The organism is Blastocatellia bacterium, assembly GCA_025055075.1.
In the GTDB taxonomy this organism is placed as follows: domain Bacteria; phylum Acidobacteriota; class Blastocatellia; order HR10; family HR10; genus HR10.
Genome location: JANWYV010000013.1, coordinates 70354 through 86290, shown reverse-complemented (window position 1 = coordinate 86290; position 15937 = coordinate 70354). Strand labels below are relative to the sequence as shown.

At 61.9% G+C, this 15937-nt stretch carries 12 protein-coding genes and 1 CRISPR repeat array; of the genes, 4 read left to right on the top strand and 8 right to left on the bottom strand.

Features of this window, described 5'->3' with window-relative positions:
- Positions 1–9 precede the first annotated feature (9 nt).
- Positions 10–1677, bottom strand: a complete 1668-nt coding sequence (locus NZ746_03500) for an amidohydrolase (GenBank protein MCS6816427.1) — start codon at positions 1675–1677, stop codon at positions 10–12.
- Positions 1678–1841: 164 nt separating this feature from the next.
- On the opposite strand from NZ746_03500, the gene NZ746_03495 reads away from it, so the two are divergent.
- Positions 1842–2429, top strand: coding sequence for a stage II sporulation protein M (locus NZ746_03495; protein MCS6816426.1), 588 nt, complete (start codon positions 1842–1844; stop codon positions 2427–2429).
- An 18-nt stretch (positions 2430–2447) separates the two neighbouring features.
- Here the strand turns inward: NZ746_03495 and lpxD are convergent, their stop codons facing one another.
- From lpxD to queG, 3 genes are read right to left on the bottom strand one after another with little or no spacing between them, the layout of a single operon-like run.
- Positions 2448–3506, bottom strand: a complete 1059-nt coding sequence (lpxD, locus tag NZ746_03490) for a UDP-3-O-(3-hydroxymyristoyl)glucosamine N-acyltransferase (GenBank protein ID MCS6816425.1) — start codon at positions 3504–3506, stop codon at positions 2448–2450.
- A 21-nt stretch (positions 3507–3527) separates the two neighbouring features.
- Complete coding sequence (locus NZ746_03485) at positions 3528–4166, bottom strand: DUF2238 domain-containing protein (GenBank protein MCS6816424.1); 639 nt, start codon at positions 4164–4166, stop codon at positions 3528–3530.
- On the bottom strand, positions 4163–5350 hold the full coding sequence (gene queG, locus NZ746_03480) for a tRNA epoxyqueuosine(34) reductase QueG (GenBank protein ID MCS6816423.1): 1188 nt from the start codon (positions 5348–5350) through the stop codon (positions 4163–4165). Before queG ends, NZ746_03485 begins: the two co-directional genes overlap by 4 nt.
- Before the next feature lie 381 nt (positions 5351–5731).
- Here queG and NZ746_03475 point away from each other — a divergent pair, with 381 nt between their 5' ends.
- Complete coding sequence (locus tag NZ746_03475) at positions 5732–7018, top strand: glycosyltransferase (GenBank protein MCS6816422.1); 1287 nt, start codon at positions 5732–5734, stop codon at positions 7016–7018.
- A 115-nt stretch (positions 7019–7133) separates the two neighbouring features.
- Positions 7134–7838: a hypothetical protein gene (locus NZ746_03470; protein ID MCS6816421.1), complete on the top strand. Its 705-nt coding sequence runs from the start codon at positions 7134–7136 to the stop codon at positions 7836–7838.
- Between the two features lie 41 nt (positions 7839–7879).
- Here the strand turns inward: NZ746_03470 and NZ746_03465 are convergent, their stop codons facing one another.
- Both NZ746_03465 and NZ746_03460 read right to left on the bottom strand, forming a co-directional pair.
- Positions 7880–8959 carry an AI-2E family transporter gene (locus NZ746_03465; GenBank protein ID MCS6816420.1) on the bottom strand — a complete coding sequence of 360 codons (1080 nt, stop codon included), beginning with the start codon at positions 8957–8959 and terminating at the stop codon, positions 7880–7882.
- Positions 8956–9495: an ATP-binding protein gene (locus tag NZ746_03460; protein ID MCS6816419.1), complete on the bottom strand. Its 540-nt coding sequence runs from the start codon at positions 9493–9495 to the stop codon at positions 8956–8958. Before NZ746_03460 ends, NZ746_03465 begins: the two co-directional genes overlap by 4 nt.
- Positions 9496–9707: 212 nt before the next feature.
- On the opposite strand from NZ746_03460, the gene NZ746_03455 reads away from it, so the two are divergent.
- Positions 9708–12680: a penicillin acylase family protein gene (locus NZ746_03455; GenBank protein MCS6816418.1), complete on the top strand. Its 2973-nt coding sequence runs from the start codon at positions 9708–9710 to the stop codon at positions 12678–12680.
- A gap of 122 nt (positions 12681–12802) precedes the next feature.
- Positions 12803–14150: a CRISPR direct-repeat array (repeat unit 37 nt; unit sequence GTCGCAATCCTCTTTGAAGCGAGTCCTGGTTTCCGAG).
- Positions 14151–14484: 334 nt separating this feature from the next.
- On the opposite strand, the gene NZ746_03450 is transcribed toward NZ746_03455, so the two are convergent.
- Both NZ746_03450 and NZ746_03445 read right to left on the bottom strand, forming a co-directional pair.
- Positions 14485–15402, bottom strand: a complete 918-nt coding sequence (locus NZ746_03450) for an AraC family transcriptional regulator (GenBank protein ID MCS6816417.1) — start codon at positions 15400–15402, stop codon at positions 14485–14487.
- 144 nt (positions 15403–15546) lie between these two features.
- The gene (locus NZ746_03445; protein MCS6816416.1) at positions 15547–15936 is read right to left on the bottom strand and encodes a response regulator; all 390 of its coding nucleotides are present in this window, start codon (positions 15934–15936) and stop codon (positions 15547–15549) included.
- Position 15937: the final 1 nt, after the last annotated feature.

Genomic DNA, 15937 nt, shown 5'->3' with positions numbered 1-15937 from the left:
TTGGACCGATCAACGTGCCGCGTAGACGATCTTCCCCCCCGCGATCGTGTAGAGGACTTCGACCTGAGCGATCTCATCCGGTGGAATGGTGAAGATATCGCGAGAGAGGACGACCACATCAGCGAACTTACCGACCTCAATTGATCCCTTCACGGTCTCGGCGAATTCCGCGTAAGCTCCCCAGACGGTGTAGGCTCGGACGGCTTCTTCGACCGTGATCTTCTGCTCGGGGAACCACCCGTTCGGATTCTTCCCATCCAGAGTCTTTCGCGTCACGGCCGCGTAAATGCCCAGCAGGGGATTCAAGGGGGCAACTGGCCAATCCGATCCGAACGTCACGCGCACGCCGGCGTCCAGAAGCGATCGAAAGGCATACGTCGTCTTGCAGCGCTCGCGCCCGATGCGCTTTTCGGCCCAACGGCCATCGTCAATAGCGTGATAGGGCTGCATGGAGGCGATGACGCCGAGTCGCGCCATGCGCGGGATGTCTTGCGGGCGGAGATGTTGCGCGTGCTCGATGCGAAAGCGCCGATCGCGCGGACCGTTCTCGCGGATGACCTCTTCGAAGATGTCGAGCAATAGGGCATTGGCCTTGTCGCCAATAGCGTGAATCGAACATTGGAATCCGGCCCGATCAGCCGCCGCGATCCGCTGCTTCATGATGCCTTCCGGGAACATCTGGCCATGGAGCAAGCCGCTCGTCTGCGGAGCGTCCGTATACGGCTCGAAGAAAAGCGCCGTCGTCGAGCCGAGCGAACCATCAACGAAACCTTTGAAGCCACCGAATCGCAGCCACTCATCGCCAGGGCCTTCGCGAGCGATCACCTCGCGCTGTCGCTCCCATTCCGGAATCGGCGTTCGCGCGTACACGCGCACGGTCAGCTCTCCCCGTTGGCGCGCGCGCCGATACACGGGCCAATGCGCCCATTCGGTGATGTCCTGGATCGAAGTGACGCCGACGCGAGCCGCTTCGCGAAGCGCGGCGCGAAGGGCTTCGTCATATTCGCTGTCGCTCGGCTCCGGGATCACGCGATATACAAGCTCCATGGCCGCATCCTTCAAAATGCCCGTCGGCTCGCCAGTTTGCGGATCGCGCACGATCGTCCCTCCTGGCGGATCCGGCGTCTCGCGCATGATGCCTGCTCGGCGCAGGGCCAGGCTGTTTGCTAATCCCATGTGGCCATCCAATCGCGTGACGAAGACCGGCGTGTTGGGCGTGTGCGGATCAATCCATTCCTTGCGCGGCAGCGGAGCCCCCGGCCACAGCTCGTGATCCCAATTGCCGCCGGTGATCCATCGTCCCGGCGGAAGCGCCTTCGCGCGCTCGGCGATTCGGCGAGCGAACTCCTGCGGATCGCGCGCATCGCGCAGATCCACGCTCAGCAATTGGAATCCGCCGTTCACAAAGTGCGTGTGGTTGTCTATGAATCCGGGAAGCACGAGCCGTCCTCGCACGTCCAAGACATGCGTGCGCGAACCGATCCAGGCGCGCACCGCTTCCGCTGAGCCGACGGCCAGAATGCGCCCTCGACCGATCGCCACGGCCTCCGCGTGCGGTTGCTGGGGATCGCCCGTCCACACCCGCCCTCCCAGCAGGACGAGTTCCGCTTCTTCTCGAAACGCTCCGATATCGGCCATGAGAAGCATCGTAAGCAGCATCATCACAAAGCTCCGCATCAATCCTTCCTCCTCACTCGCTCGGTAGTGTACCCGGAAGGCCCGCGGAGGAACAAGCGCGGACGTTTCGCTGGCGACATCTGTCGCCGAAGGGACCGATTTCTTGACGCGCTCGCCTTCGCCCGAATATACTCACGCCGTCTCGACGGACGACGGAGCGGACGATGCGCAGATTGAACAAACGGTGGATGTTCGTGGGATTCGGGATCATGGCCCTTGCGCTGGCTGTGGGGATCGGCGCTGGGCTCGCGACGCCCTTTCCCGAATTGCATTTGCCGGAGCGAGACGTCCACGCTTCGATCACGATCATGCAGAGCATCCGCGGAGAGTACACCTTTCGCGTCATCTTCACGAACAACACGCGCGTCTTCCTGATGCTCACGGTGGGGATTCTGACCGGGGGCTTACTCTCTTTGGCCGAAATGCTCTTGATCGGATATTTCATCGGGATACTTAGCCAGATCTCATCTCAGCAGGGGACGCCGCTCGTGGTGACGCTGGCTGCGCTGCTGCCGCATGGGATTCCGGAGCTGGCGGCCTTCGCTACGGTCGGCGCGTTGGGCGTGCATTTGGGATTTCGCGTCTACATGGCCGCACGAGGTCAGCATACAGATTGGTGGCAAGAGGTGCGGACTTATGGCAAAGTGGTCATCGTCGCTTACGTGGTGCTGGTCCTCGCGGCGTTGATCGAGGCGTACATCTCCCCCAGCCTCGTCGCCTATTTCATGCGCGTGACGGCTCAATCCCCGTGATCGCGCGCGCCGAGGACATCAAGCCCCTTCCTTCGCGCGTTCGCCCGGGAGAAGTCGGCGCAATTCTTCTAATTCCGCGCTCAGAGCGGCTACTCTCTTCCACAAGTGGGGCAAGCGGCTCACGTGCGCGTACTGTTCTTTGAACTCGCGCATCGGGCGAGCGGGCGTGCCCCAGACGAACTCGCCGGCGCGAATCTTCTTCCCCGAAGGGATTCCGGCTTGGGCGCCGATGATCGCTCGCTCGCCGATTCGCACGTGATCGGCGATGCCGACTTGACCTCCGATCTGCACGCCGCGCTCGATGTAGGTGCTGCCGGCGATGCCCGTTTGCGCCGCGATCACTGAATCTTCCTCAATCGTCACGTTGTGAGCGATCTGGACGAGATTGTCGATCTTCACCCCTCGACCGATGCGCGTCGCTCCCAACGTGCCTCGATCAATGCAAACGCCCGCGCCGATCTCCACGTCGTCTTCGATGATCACGCTCCCGACCTGCGGGAACTTCCGATAGCGTCCCTCGACGAGGAAATACCCGAAACCGTCGCTGCCGATGACGCTCCCGCTATGAATGATGACGCGCGCGCCGATGTGCACATCGTGATAGATCGTCACGTTCGGATGCACGATCGCCTCCTCGCCGATCGTGCTCCGCGCGCCGACGTAGACGCCCGCACCGATCTGCGTGCGCGCGCCGATGCGCACTTCGCGCTCCAGGACGACATACGGGCCGATGGTCACGTCTTCGCCGAGGATGACTCCTTCGCCGAGGATCGCCGTCGGATGAATGCCCGGCGCCGGACGCGAAGGCGGATGGAAGAGGAGAACGACATCGGCGAACGCGCGGCGCGGATGCGCGACGACGATGAGCGTTCTGCCGGGCAGATGGAGGCCTTCTGGGACGATGAGGCATCCAGCGCGCGAGCGCTCCGCCATCGGACGATGCGCCTCGGAATCCACGAAAGCGATCTCATGCTCGGTCGCCGCGTCCAAACTGGCCACGCCGGAGATCTCTCGCTTCGCTTCGCCGATCAAACGCCCGCCGACGAATTCGGCGATTTCCGCAACCGTTTTTCCCATGGGCTCGCTCCTTCGGAAAGCTCAAGGCGTGTGAGGGAGGCGGCGGTCAGACTCTTCGGAAGCGCGTCCGAGAGTCTCGCGCTCGCCGTTTCGCCAGAAGAGGACAGTGAGCGTCGCGCCCACGATCTTCCCCCCCAGATCCCATTGCAGATCATTCGGACAATCGTGCGGGCTCCAGATGCGCCGACCCCCGAAGTAGAGTTCGTCCCAGAGTTCGATGATCTCGTAGATCCCCGCCGCCGAGAAACTGAGCGAGACCGCTAGCGTCGCGATCCATCCTCGAGAGAGCGAGAGTCCCTGTCGGCGCATGACTTCTGCCAAGAGCCAGATGAAGGCCGGCACGCTCAAGCCCGATCCCATCATGTGGGCGAACTCATCGTATTGCACGGGGCCGAACGGTCGCCCGTACATGTGAAAATGATTGCCGAGCAGATCCACTTGCACGGCCAGAAAGAGCGAGCCGAGCACCCACCAAGGGACTCGCGCTTTCCACGCCCAGCGCGCGTACGCGGAGCCCGCGGCCAGCAATCCGAACGTGAGGAGCGTCCCGGGCAGCCACTTCGTGTACGCGAGCTTGAGCAAAAAGTACGCAACGGCGATGAGGAACGCCCCAATCAGTATCCCATGTCCGACGCGTCCCTGTCTCACAGGCGAGGTCATAGCCCATCCCGCTTGATCGGCGCATCTCCGGTGAGGACGATCACTTCGCCTTCGCTCCTTGTCTCGAGAGCCCATTCGGCCTCCTCGCGCACAAACGGGTGGGGATCGCGACGCGCACGCTCCAGAAGCGGACGCGAGCCCACCGGATCGAGCACATGGAGCGCCCACAGAGCATGCCCGCGGATGATCTCGTCGGGATCTTCGGAGACGAGGTGCTGCAACTGGGGGATCGCCTCGACGTAGCCGGTATTCGCGGCGACGATGGCCGCATTGCGCAGCAGGCCTCGGCGCTTCGCTCGCCGCAGGGCCGTGCCGCGAAATCGCGCGCGGAACGCCTCGTCCGAAGCGATAGCGAGCACGTCCGCCAGCGCGAGCGTTTTCCCCACGCCCGCTTCGGGATGGAATTCCGGCCAATCGGTGATCGGCACGCGCGCGTTGTGGGGGCAGACTTCTTGACAGACATCGCAGCCGAAGAGCCAATCTCCGAGCTTCGGCCGCAACGGTCGTGGGATCACGCCCCGATTCTCGATCGTGTGATAGGAGAGGCACAGGCGCGCGTCCACCGAACCATCCCGCGTAATGGCATTCGTCGGACAGTAGCGCCAGCAATCGAACAGACTCATGCAGGCGCGCGTCTCTTCCTGATCCGGGACCAGCTCGACATCCAACAGGATCTCGCTCAGGAAGACCCACGAGCCGAAGGCCTCCGTGATCAAGCACGCGTTCCAACCGATGCGGCCCAAGCCGGCGCGTCGCGCCAATGCGCGCTCGAGCAACGGTCCGGCATCTGTGAACCATCGAGCGCGGATCGGACGCCCGAGGAGCCGTTCGATCTCCGCCACAAGCTGTCGTAGTCGAGCCGGGATGACGTCGTGATAATCGCGCCCCCAGGCATAGCGCGCGATGCGTCCGTGTCCGCGCGGGAGGGGATCGAAATCGCCGCTATAGTAGTTCACGGCGAGCACGAGGACGGACCGCGCTTCCGGCCAGACGCGCCGCGGATGCGCGCGCACCGCAGCGCTGGTATGCATATACGACAAATCGGCCGCTCGCCCCTCGCGGAGCCATCGGTGATATTGCGCCTCGTCCTCTTCGAGGGGGTGGACACCGGTGACCCCCACGCCATGAAAGCCCAAGGCGCGCGCTCGTTCTTTGATCTCGCGCGTGAGCTGTTCCCGCGTCATCGCCTACGCCTGAGCGGAGGCCCCTTCGATCGAAATATTCGCCCGCTGCGCCTCACGTTCTCGCGCTCGGCGAAGAGGCGGAGCGCGAAGGATCGGCCATCCCCGATCGCCGCTGAGTCGAGCCGCTCTCACTGAGGAAGGCACCGCTTGCGTTCCGTTCGCTCACCCATTCTCATCCCATCCCCCGCGACGCCCGCCTTTGGAAGTTCCGTCGCCGCCAATTCTACCAGAAGGGGCGTCTCCAGAGGGAGCCTCGCTGGTCAGCCACATCGGAATCGGGTATATTGAGTGAGCCGCCGAAAGCCCTCTCCGTCGCATGCGGCGTCGAATGCGGGGACTTTCGGAGCGCGCCGAAGGGGATTCGCTCGCTGGACCAAACGCATGAGCTCGGCCGAGAAGAAACCATTCGCCGATGAGGTCGAACGAACGTTGCGCGAGATCGGGCGCGCCGATCTCGTCGTGGGCATCCCCAGCTACAACAACGCGCGCACCATCGGACACGTCGTGCGCGCGGTGATGGCAGGATTAGCGAAATACTTCCCGGATCACGTGGCCGTGATCGTCAACTCCGATGGCGGGTCCAAGGACGGGACGCCGGAGGTCGTGCGACAAACCGCTCTCGGCGACTATCGCACGGTCCTGGCCGCGCATCCGCTTCGTCCCATTCATCGGCTGACGACGCCGTATCGCGGCGTGCCGGGCAAAGGCAGTGCCCTGCGCCTGGTCTTCGAGATCGCCGTGCGACTTCAGGCGCGCGCGTGCGCCGTCGTGGATGCCGACGTGCGCAGCATCACGCCCGAATGGATGGATCTGCTCCTCAGCCCCGTCGTGCGAGAGGGCTTCGACTTCGTCGCCCCGCTCTATCGGCGGCACAAATACGACGGCACGATCACGAACTCCATCGTCTATCCCCTCACGCGCGCGCTCTACGGCAAACGCGTGCGCCAACCGATCGGCGGCGACTTCGGATTCTCCGGACGGCTGGCCGCGCACTATTTGGCCCAAGACGTTTGGCATACGGATGTCGCGCGCTTCGGCGTGGATATTTGGATGACCACGACGGCGATCACCGGCGGCTTTCGAGTGTGCCAAGCCTTCTTGGGCGCGAAGATCCACGATGCGAAAGACCCGAGCGTGGATCTGAGCGGCATGCTCATGCAGGTCGTCGGATCGGTCTTCGACCTCATGGAAGCGAACTTCCCCATCTGGGCGCGCGTGCGCGGCTCGGAGCCGGTGCCGACCTTCGGCCTGGAGTACGAGGTGGGCCTGGAGCCGATCCGCGTCAACGTCGAGCGTATGCTCGGCATCTTTCGCTTGGGCGCCGAGGAGCTGAAAGACCTCTGGCAGCGAATTCTCTCGGCGGCGACCTTTCGTCAGGTTCAACAGCTCGCCGAATCGCAAGACGTGGCGTTTCGCTTCCCTTCGGACGTATGGGTCGCCGTCATCTACGACTTCGCCCTCGCGTTCCATCGGCGCGTGATCCATCGCGATCATCTGCTGCAGGCCCTCGTGCCGCTCTATCTCGGGCGCACGGCGTCCTTCGTGCTGGAGACATCCGAGAGCACGGCCGATGAGGTCGAAGCCGTGATCGAGGCCTTATGTCAACACTTCGAGGAGCGAAAACCGGAGCTGGTCGCGCAATGGGAGGGACCTCGCGCTGCGGGATGAGCGAAAGAGCGGTGACGCGAGCGCCCGGCAGAAACATGCGCTCTGCGGAGCGCGCCCATGCGGAGCATCGCCCCTCGCTGAATTCGCGCGAGGGAAGGCAAGGGAGGAGGAGCCTATGTTTGAAGCTTTGAAGACGGCCTTGGTTGGGACATTCCACCGCTTCGAGGAGCGCGCGCTCGCTTTTCTTCCCAACTTCTTCGCCTTGCTGATCCTCATCTTCGCCGGATGGATCGTCGCTGCCCTCGTTCGATCGTTGCTCGGGCGAGCGCTGCGCGCCATTCGCTTCGATCACTGGTGCGAGGAGATGGGGATCACGCAAGTCCTGCGGCGGGCGGAGATTCGACGCGCCCCTTCGCAGCTTCTGGCGCGCGCCGTCTTCTGGCTCTTGTTCCTCGTCTTCCTCGTCGTGGGACTGGAGGAATTGGAGATCGCTCTGGTGAATCGCATGCTCGCCGCCATCTTCAGTTATCTCCCCCGGGTCGTGGCCGCACTGCTCATTCTCATCGTGGGATTCCTGGTGGCGAATTTCCTGGCACGCGCGGCCCTCTTGGCGGCTGTGAACGCTCATCTGGCCTCGGCGCGCCTACTGGCTGGTGGCGTGCGTCTGCTGATTGTCGCCATCGCCTTGGCCATGGCGCTGGAGCAATTGGCCTTGGCGGCCCACATCGTCGTCGCTGCCTTCTCCATCTTCTTCGGCGGCGTGACGTTGGCGCTGGCCATCGCCTTCGGATTGGCGGGGCGCGATCTCGCCCGCGATGTGCTGCGCCGACAGTTCACCCCTCGACGCGAGGACGCTTCGGATGAGCTGTCGCACCTCTGAGCGCGAAGGGCCGGAGGATGTCCTTCGTCGAAGGGGACGCATTACGACGCCTGGAGAGGCGCTTCTGGCGCGGGCGTGAGTTTCCGCCGAAAGATCTCCACGAGGGTGAGCGCGACGCTCAAAATGACGGGCCCGACGACGACGCCGATGAACCCGAAGACCTTCACCCCACCGAGCACGCTGAAGAAGATGAGTAGCATGGGCAAGCGCGTGCGCCCGCCGATCACCCACGGGCGGATGATGTTGTCCGCGGTGCTGATGACGAGCGTTCCCCATAAGAGCAGAAAGAGCCCTTTCCCGAAACTCCCCTGCGCGATCAAAACGACAGCGGCCGGAACCCAAATGATGGCCGCTCCGACCACCGGGAGAAAAGAGAAGAAGAACATCGTCGCCCCCCAAATCGTCGGCGAAGGCAATCCGACGATCCAGAAAGCGATCCCCCCCAAGGTCCCTTGAGCCAACGCCACGGCGACCCCCCCATACAGCGTCGCCTGAATCATCTCTTGCATCCGCCCGAACACTTCCTCCGCCTCCGACGTCGGCAGGGGGACCGCACGCTTGAGCTTCGCCATGAGCGCCGCGCCATCTCGGAAGAGGAAGTACATGGTGAAGATCATCAGCCCCAGGTCGAAGACGAACGAGGAGAAGCGTCTGACGACTTCGGCGGATCGAGAGGCCAAATAGCTGGAGAGGCGCTGCAGGTTGTTCAAGATGAGAGCGCGAAGGTTCAACTCCGAGAGATCGGCGTGCTGGGCGAGCCAACTCAATGAGCGTTCCAAGATCCGACCTCGCTCCGATTCCAAACGGAGCGTCCACGCGCCGGAAGCGATGCGCTCTTCCACAAGCCGGTACGCGGCGATGAGTTCCCCAATGAGCGCCATCACGATCAGCGTGGCTGGAACGATCACGACAGCCAGCACCAATAGGGAGGAGAGCAAAGCGGCCACATCAGCATTCCGAACTAGCCGGATCACGCGCCGATGAATCGGATAGAAGACGATCACCAGAACGATCGCCCATATGATCGGCGAGAGGAAGGGCGCGAGCATCTGGAAGAAGAGGTATCCGACCCCGAGAATCAGGGCGATGAGGAACGCGATCTGAACGGTCTCCCGCTTCATCGGGAATCCGCGTCGGGGGGCAAGGCCGCCAGGATTTGTTGAACGTCAAACGGATAGTCCAACCGCAGGATGCGCGTCCGCCCTTCGGCCAACTCCGCGATGAGCTCCTCGACCAGCAGATCAATGGCGCGCTGAAAGTCCCGATCCATGGATCGCACGCCGTCGGGAATAAGCCATTCGTCCACAAGCGGGACTTTGACCAGGAGCGTGTAGGTGCCGATCCATTCCTTGATGAGCGCATCCAGATGGAGGCGCCGCCCGAATTTGTGGCAGTAATACGCGTAGTTGTCTAGGACCGAGCGGTCGCACACGACGACGTCCGCGCGCGCGGAAGCTTCCAATTCCGCCGCGATGTGACGATGCAAGATCCATAACTGCCCGGCCTCGGATGTCGCCTCGTTAATCGGGAATGGGCTCCGTCGCGCCATCTCCACCACCAATTCGACGCGCCGCCCACGCTTCTGCAACTCCGTGCACAGGGAGAAAGCGAGCGCCGTCTTCCCGCAGCCATGCGAGCCGATGATCGCGATCTTCATACACGCGATAGCATACATGGACACTTTTTCCTTGACAACGCACGGGCGCGCGATCTATAGAGATTCCGCCCCTCGGAAGGGAGAGTCGGGCGAGGTCAAAGACTTATGTCGCTGCGAACGCGGGACGTGTTCGTCATGTTTCGCCGCGGGAAAGACGGGCGCGGCCGAGAGAACTTCCCCTCCAGGGAAAAATCCCCCACAGGAGGCGATCTATGAACCTGCGTCGGACGTTCACTCTTGTCGCGATTTTGGCATTGCTCCTGCCCTCTTTGGGCATCAGGGGCGGACGCAGCGCCGGGCAAGCCGCTCCAATCCTGATTCGAGGCTTGCGAGACGAAGTGCGCGTCATTCGAGACCGGTTCGGCGTCCCCCACATCTTCGCGCGAAACGATCACGACGTCTACTTCATGATGGGCTACGTGCAGGCACAGGATCGGTTCTTCCAAATGGATTTCTTGCGCCGCGCTGCTAGTGGGACATTGGCCGAATTGCTCGGTCGTGGTCCCAATGATTCGGTGCTCGCGCAGGACATCCAACTGCGAGTGCTCGGATTGCGGCGGGCCGCCGAGGCCTCCTATTCCGTGCTCTCGGCAGAGGCTCAAGCCGTTTTGCAAGCCTTCGCCAGCGGCGTCAACGCCTTCCTGCGCGATAATCCCCTGCCGCCGGAATACACGGGTCTGGAGTTGACGAAGGCCGCCATTCCAGAATGGACGCCCGTGGACAGTGTCGTCGTCGGCAAATTGCTCGCGTTTCAGCTTTCGTTCGGCTTAGACGACATTGATTTCACCCTCCGCCTGGCAGCCTATCAGCAAGCTGGACAGGCGTTCCGCTTCGATGGAACGAAGCTCTTTTTCGAGGATATCTTCCGAAGCGCGCCGTTTGATCCTTCGATCTCTATCCCCGAAGCCCTGCAAGCCTCGAGCGCTCAGCGCACGGTCGGACGCTCGATCAAGAGCGATTGGAGCCAGCAGATTGGAGACATCACCCGTTGGGTGAGTCCGGAGACGATTCGCGCTGCCCGCGAGTACTTGGAGGAGATCGCCAACTTGCCATTTCTGCAGAACGCGCTCGATCGAACGGGAGCGCCTCTGGGAAGCAACTGGTGGATCGTGAGCGGCTCCAAGACCGACACGGGCTTTCCCATGCTGGCTAACGATCCGCACCTGGGGCTCGGCGTGCCTTCGATCTTCTACGAGATGCATCTGGTCGTCGAGGGATCGAATCCCATGAACGTCATGGGCGTATGCTTCGCTGGAACGCCCGTCGTTGTGCTCGGGATGAATGAGCGGATCGCCTGGGGAGCGACCACGAATCCCATGGACGTGACCGATGTCTACGAAGAACGCGCGATCCTCGATATCTCCACGCAGTTGCCGATCGCGACGATCTTCCGGGATCAGCGTCGGCGGATCGTCGCTATTCCCCAAGTGTTTCGAGCGAACCGCCCCGGCAATGGGACCGCCGATGATCTGGAGACAATCGCGCCGGGGACATTACCAAGCGGCGTGAGCGTCCCGTCGGCCGCTTTGGTCATCCCAGAGCGCAACAATGCGCCGATCGTTCGCGTGGTGAAGACCGATCTCACCGATTTCCGCGTCCTGAGCGTGCAATACACGGGCTTCGGGCCGACGCGGGAGTTGGAGACGTTTCTCATCTGGCATCGGGCGAGGAATCTGGACGATTTCAAACGCGGGCTCCAATATTTCGATTTCGGCTCGCAGAACTGGGCTTACATGGACGTGGACGGCAACATCGCCTATTTCACCAGCGGCGAGTTGCCCTTGCGCGAGGATTTGCAGGAGGGACGAGTGGATGGCCTGCCCCCCTTCTTCATCCGCAATGGCGCGGGCGCCATCTTCCGACCAGATGGAAGCATCGAGCAGATTGTGAAAAATGATTGGGTGCCGCTTCAGACGCGCCAACCGGGACAGGCCGTGCCCTTCGAGATCTTGCCCTTCGAGGAGATGCCGCAGATCGTGAATCCCTCGAGGGGATTCATCATCAACGCCAACAACGATCCCATCGGCACGACCCTCGACAACAATCCGCTCAATCAACTGCGGCGCGGCGGGCGTGGGATCCTCTACCTGAGTCCCGGCTATAGCATCGGCCCGCGCATGGGGCGGATCGTGCGCCTGATCCAGCGGGAGTTGGATCCGGCGCGAGGCGGCGATGGACGCATCTCGCTCGAGGATATGAAGCGGTTCCAAGCCAACGTCCAAATGCTGGATGCCGAGGTGTTCGTGCCCTATATTCGACAAGCGTTCGCGAATGCGCGCGACAGCGCGGCTCCCGCTCCACTGGCTGCTCTGGCGCGAGATCTCCGCGTGGCCGAAGCCGTGGATCGGCTCTCCCGATGGGACTTCAGCACGCCAACGGGCATTCCCGAAGGGTACGATGCTTCGGATGTGGACGGGATTCGACAACCGCCTACTCCGGAGGAGATCGCCGCGAGCGTAGCCGCGACGATCTACAGCGTCTGGCGCGCGCGCATCATCGCCAACACCATTGATGCGACGCTCGCTCGCGTCGGCTTGCGCGAGTATCGGCCTGGCGGATCGCTGGCCGTCGTCGCCCTCCGGAACCTGCTCGACAATTTCCCCCAAAATCGAGGGCGTGGGGCTTCGGGGTTGAATTTCTTCGATGCTCCGGGCGTTGATCTCTCGCCAGAGGCCGAGCGCGATCTCCTCATCCTGAGGAGCTTACAGGAAGCGTTGGACCGGCTCGCCAGCGACGAGTTCCGCGCCGCTTTCAATAACTCGACCAATCTGGAGGACTATCGCTGGGGCAAGCTCCATCGCATCGTCTTCACGCACACGCTAGGAGATCCCTTCAACATACCGCCCGCTGGTGGATTCACTCACCTGGCCCCTGCCTTGCGAGGCGTGGCCGTAGATGGCGGCTTCGAGGTTGTGGATGCCTCCGGACATGATGCCCGTGCCGAAGGCTTGAACTCCTTCATGTTCGGCGGCGGAGCAGCACGCCGATTCCTCGGCGAAGCTCGTCCCGACGGCATTCGCGCTCTCCAAATCATCCCGGGAGGTCAAAGCGGTATCCTGGGTAGCCCCCTCTACGCCAGCCAGCTCAGTCTGTGGTTGACCAATAGCTACCACGCCCTGTGGTTCACCCGCGAGGAGGTCGAGCGGAACAAAGTCTCCGAACAGATCTTCCGCCCCGGTAGCTAAAACCAACTCGCTGAATGACCGCAGGGGGCCACCCCGGCCCCCTGCCCCTCTCCATTCTCCTCAGGTCTGGCCGCTTCTATTGGCGCCACCCTCTTTGAAGATCGCTATCCTCTTCGAAGCGCTCACACCCCTCGTTTGAAGCCAATCCTAGTTTCCGAGATGGAGCCAGAACAACGCTCTCACTCCATGGAACGAGAGCTGTCGCAATCCTCTTTGAAGCGAGTCCTGGTTTCCGAGACATCATCCGGCGGGGGGATGACCCCCTGCTGGTTGTGTCGCAATCCTCTTTGAAGCGAGTCCTGGTTTCCGAGTTCTTGGGTTTGCGTGGCGGCCTCGGGTGGCGTTGAGTCGCAATCCTCTTTGAAGCGAGTCCTGGTTTCCGAGGAATTAGCGTCGAGCATAAGGTTGGGGACACCGGGCCGTCGCAATCCTCTTTGAAGCGAGTCCTGGTTTCCGAGGTGAAGGTGGACCATAAAATGGGCGTGAGTGGCAGCAAGATGTCGCAATCCTCTTTGAAGCGAGTCCTGGTTTCCGAGCATGTGGTGGAGGGGCACACACTATGCGAGCACACACTATGCGTCGCAATCCTCTTTGAAGCGAGTCCTGGTTTCCGAGATGTGTTCGTGCCCCGCGAGCTCTGGCCCATGGAGTTCTCGGGTCGCAATCCTCTTTGAAGCGAGTCCTGGTTTCCGAGTTGGTCGTTCGGCCCAAGAGGCGCTTCTCTCCCGACCAGAAGTCGCAATCCTCTTTGAAGCGAGTCCTGGTTTCCGAGTATGGATAGGGACAACAAGGAATTAGTGTTCGTCGTGAAGCTGTCGCAATCCTCTTTGAAGCGAGTCCTGGTTTCCGAGAGGAAGTTCAGAACAATGTTGGGGTTAAAATCGTCGTCGAGTCGCAATCCTCTTTGAAGCGAGTCCTGGTTTCCGAGCCAGCGTCCCTAGCTGAGGAAGTCGCGACGGCCATAAAGAGTCGCAATCCTCTTTGAAGCGAGTCCTGGTTTCCGAGGGGCGGCACCCGATAATTCGGGATCACGGTGTGGTAGCCGAGTCGCAATCCTCTTTGAAGCGAGTCCTGGTTTCCGAGGGAAACTGTTGGCTGGCCTCCTGCACATGGTTGTGGGGTGTCGCAATCCTCTTTGAAGCGAGTCCTGGTTTCCGAGGTCGCTGGGATCGCCTCCCGCGAGCACGCGGGAGGCGAGTCGCAATCCTCTTTGAAGCGAGTCCTGGTTTCCGAGGTTTTGGGTTCCCCACTGAGCTGGTGGGGAACCTGATTAAGTCGCAATCCTCTTTGAAGCGAGTCCTGGTTTCCGAGCTGGAGGGTGGGCCGCGTGCCCACCCTCTTTACTCCCGCGCTGTCGCAATCCTCTTTGAAGCGAGTCCTGGTTTCCGAGATTTACCACCCAGATATCGACGTCGTGATTCAAAAACTACTGTGTCGCAATCCTCTTTGAAGCGAGTCCTGGTTTCCGAGAGCGGGGGGGTTTAGTCTTAGCGGCTCAATGGGTTAGGAGGCCGAAAGTGATAACCCCTGTTACCCCCTCAGAAAAAATGGCCTCGGAGATGCCCTTCGGAGAGGGCTTTTTTCCGGATAAAAGACTGAAGCTGCTCAGCTTAGCCTCTCGGTGATAACCCCTGTTACCCCCCTTCGATCTTGAGCCTTCCCAGGTCCAGGACTCATTGCTGATTTTCAAACATCGGGCTGTCATGAGGCAGCCTTATTTTTATCACAGCTTTGGGATCGAAGTCAATGAGTGTTTTCTGGAGGAGGAATCGAGCGGGGATTCCGCGCGGGCTCGTTGCCTGATCTAGGGGCGGAGGAGGTCCGACGAGGAAGGGCCCTGGGGGAGGGAGGCGACCGGAGGGCTACCACAGCTCGCTTGGCGATACTCGCGAGGGGTCAATCCGGTCCAGGCTTTGAAGGCTTTAGCGAAATGGCTTTGGCTGGCATAGCCGATGCGTTGGCTGATCTCCAACATCGAGAGATCGGTCGTGCGCAGCAGCCGCGCGGCTTGTTCCAATCGCACCCCCATCAAATAAGCGTGCGGGGTCATGCCCACCACGCGCTTGAACAAGCGGGCGAAGTGAAAAGTACTCATGAAGGCCGCGCGCGCCATGTCCTTGAGGCGTACGTCCCCATCGAAGTGGGTGTGGATGAATTCGATGGCTCGCCGCAGTCGCCGATCCACAAATCCGAAGCGGGAGAATTCCAGATCGAGATTTCGTCGGACGGCGAAATGGTGCCGAAACAGATGGACGAGGATTTGGTCCACAAGCGCATCCAGGATCATGTCGTGTCCGACATCAGCCTGTTGCAATTCTTCCCACACCGAGCGCCACAAGGTGGCGAGCCGTGGATCTGCGACGACGTGCTGATGGAACGTGAACTCTTGGCCGATGCGCGTCAATCGGAGTCGGGCCGCCACATCGGCGATGAGAGCGGGCGGGAGATAGAGTCGGATGATCTCCGGATCGCGGCAACGGAGGCTATGGCGCGTCGCGGGATTGAGCAGGGCGGTCATTTCCGGATGTAGGTCGAACCGCTCGTGAGCGACCAGCAAGCGCCCGCGTCCGTGCAGGAGGCCGTAGAGCGTATAGGCCGTCGGGACGGTCGTCGTGAGCGCGAGCGCGGTGCGGCGAAGGCCGTGGAGTTCGTATCGGGGCGTGGTGCGGATGAACACGCGCTCCGATGGCGCTTTATCGTCAGGCGCGTGGTGGAAGCTCATAGGAAGACCTCATGCAATGGGCCGGAGGCGCTGTGGCGCGAAGGTCTCCCTGAACGTTCGGGCGCGAAGCGGAGCGCCTCCGCATCCGGATCGTCACCTGCCGAGGAGCGCGAGGCGAAAGGTGGAACATGCCGATACTCCGTTTCACTCGGCGGAACGGGCGCGCGTCCGATCGGCGGCGATTTGGGCAAGTAACTCCGAGAGGCGCGCGACGAAAGCCGAGCGCGGGAGCACGAGATCGCATCCGGCGCGATGCGCGTGCTCTTTCAGATCGTCGCGGACATGGGCGACGTAGCCGATCGTCCGAATGTGACGGAGCGTCGCATCGGCTTTGATCTCGGCGATGACGCGCATGGGGTCCAATCGTTCGGCTTGCAGATCGAGGATCACCGCGGCGGGCGCCTCCCGTCGCGCGCGTTCGAGGACTTCGTCCGGCGTCGTCGCGCGTTCCACGGTGAGCCCCAAGGATTGGGCCGCGGCCCGGAGGCGGGTGAGAAAGAGCAAATCCGTGAGGGCGAGCAACACGTCGGCCATC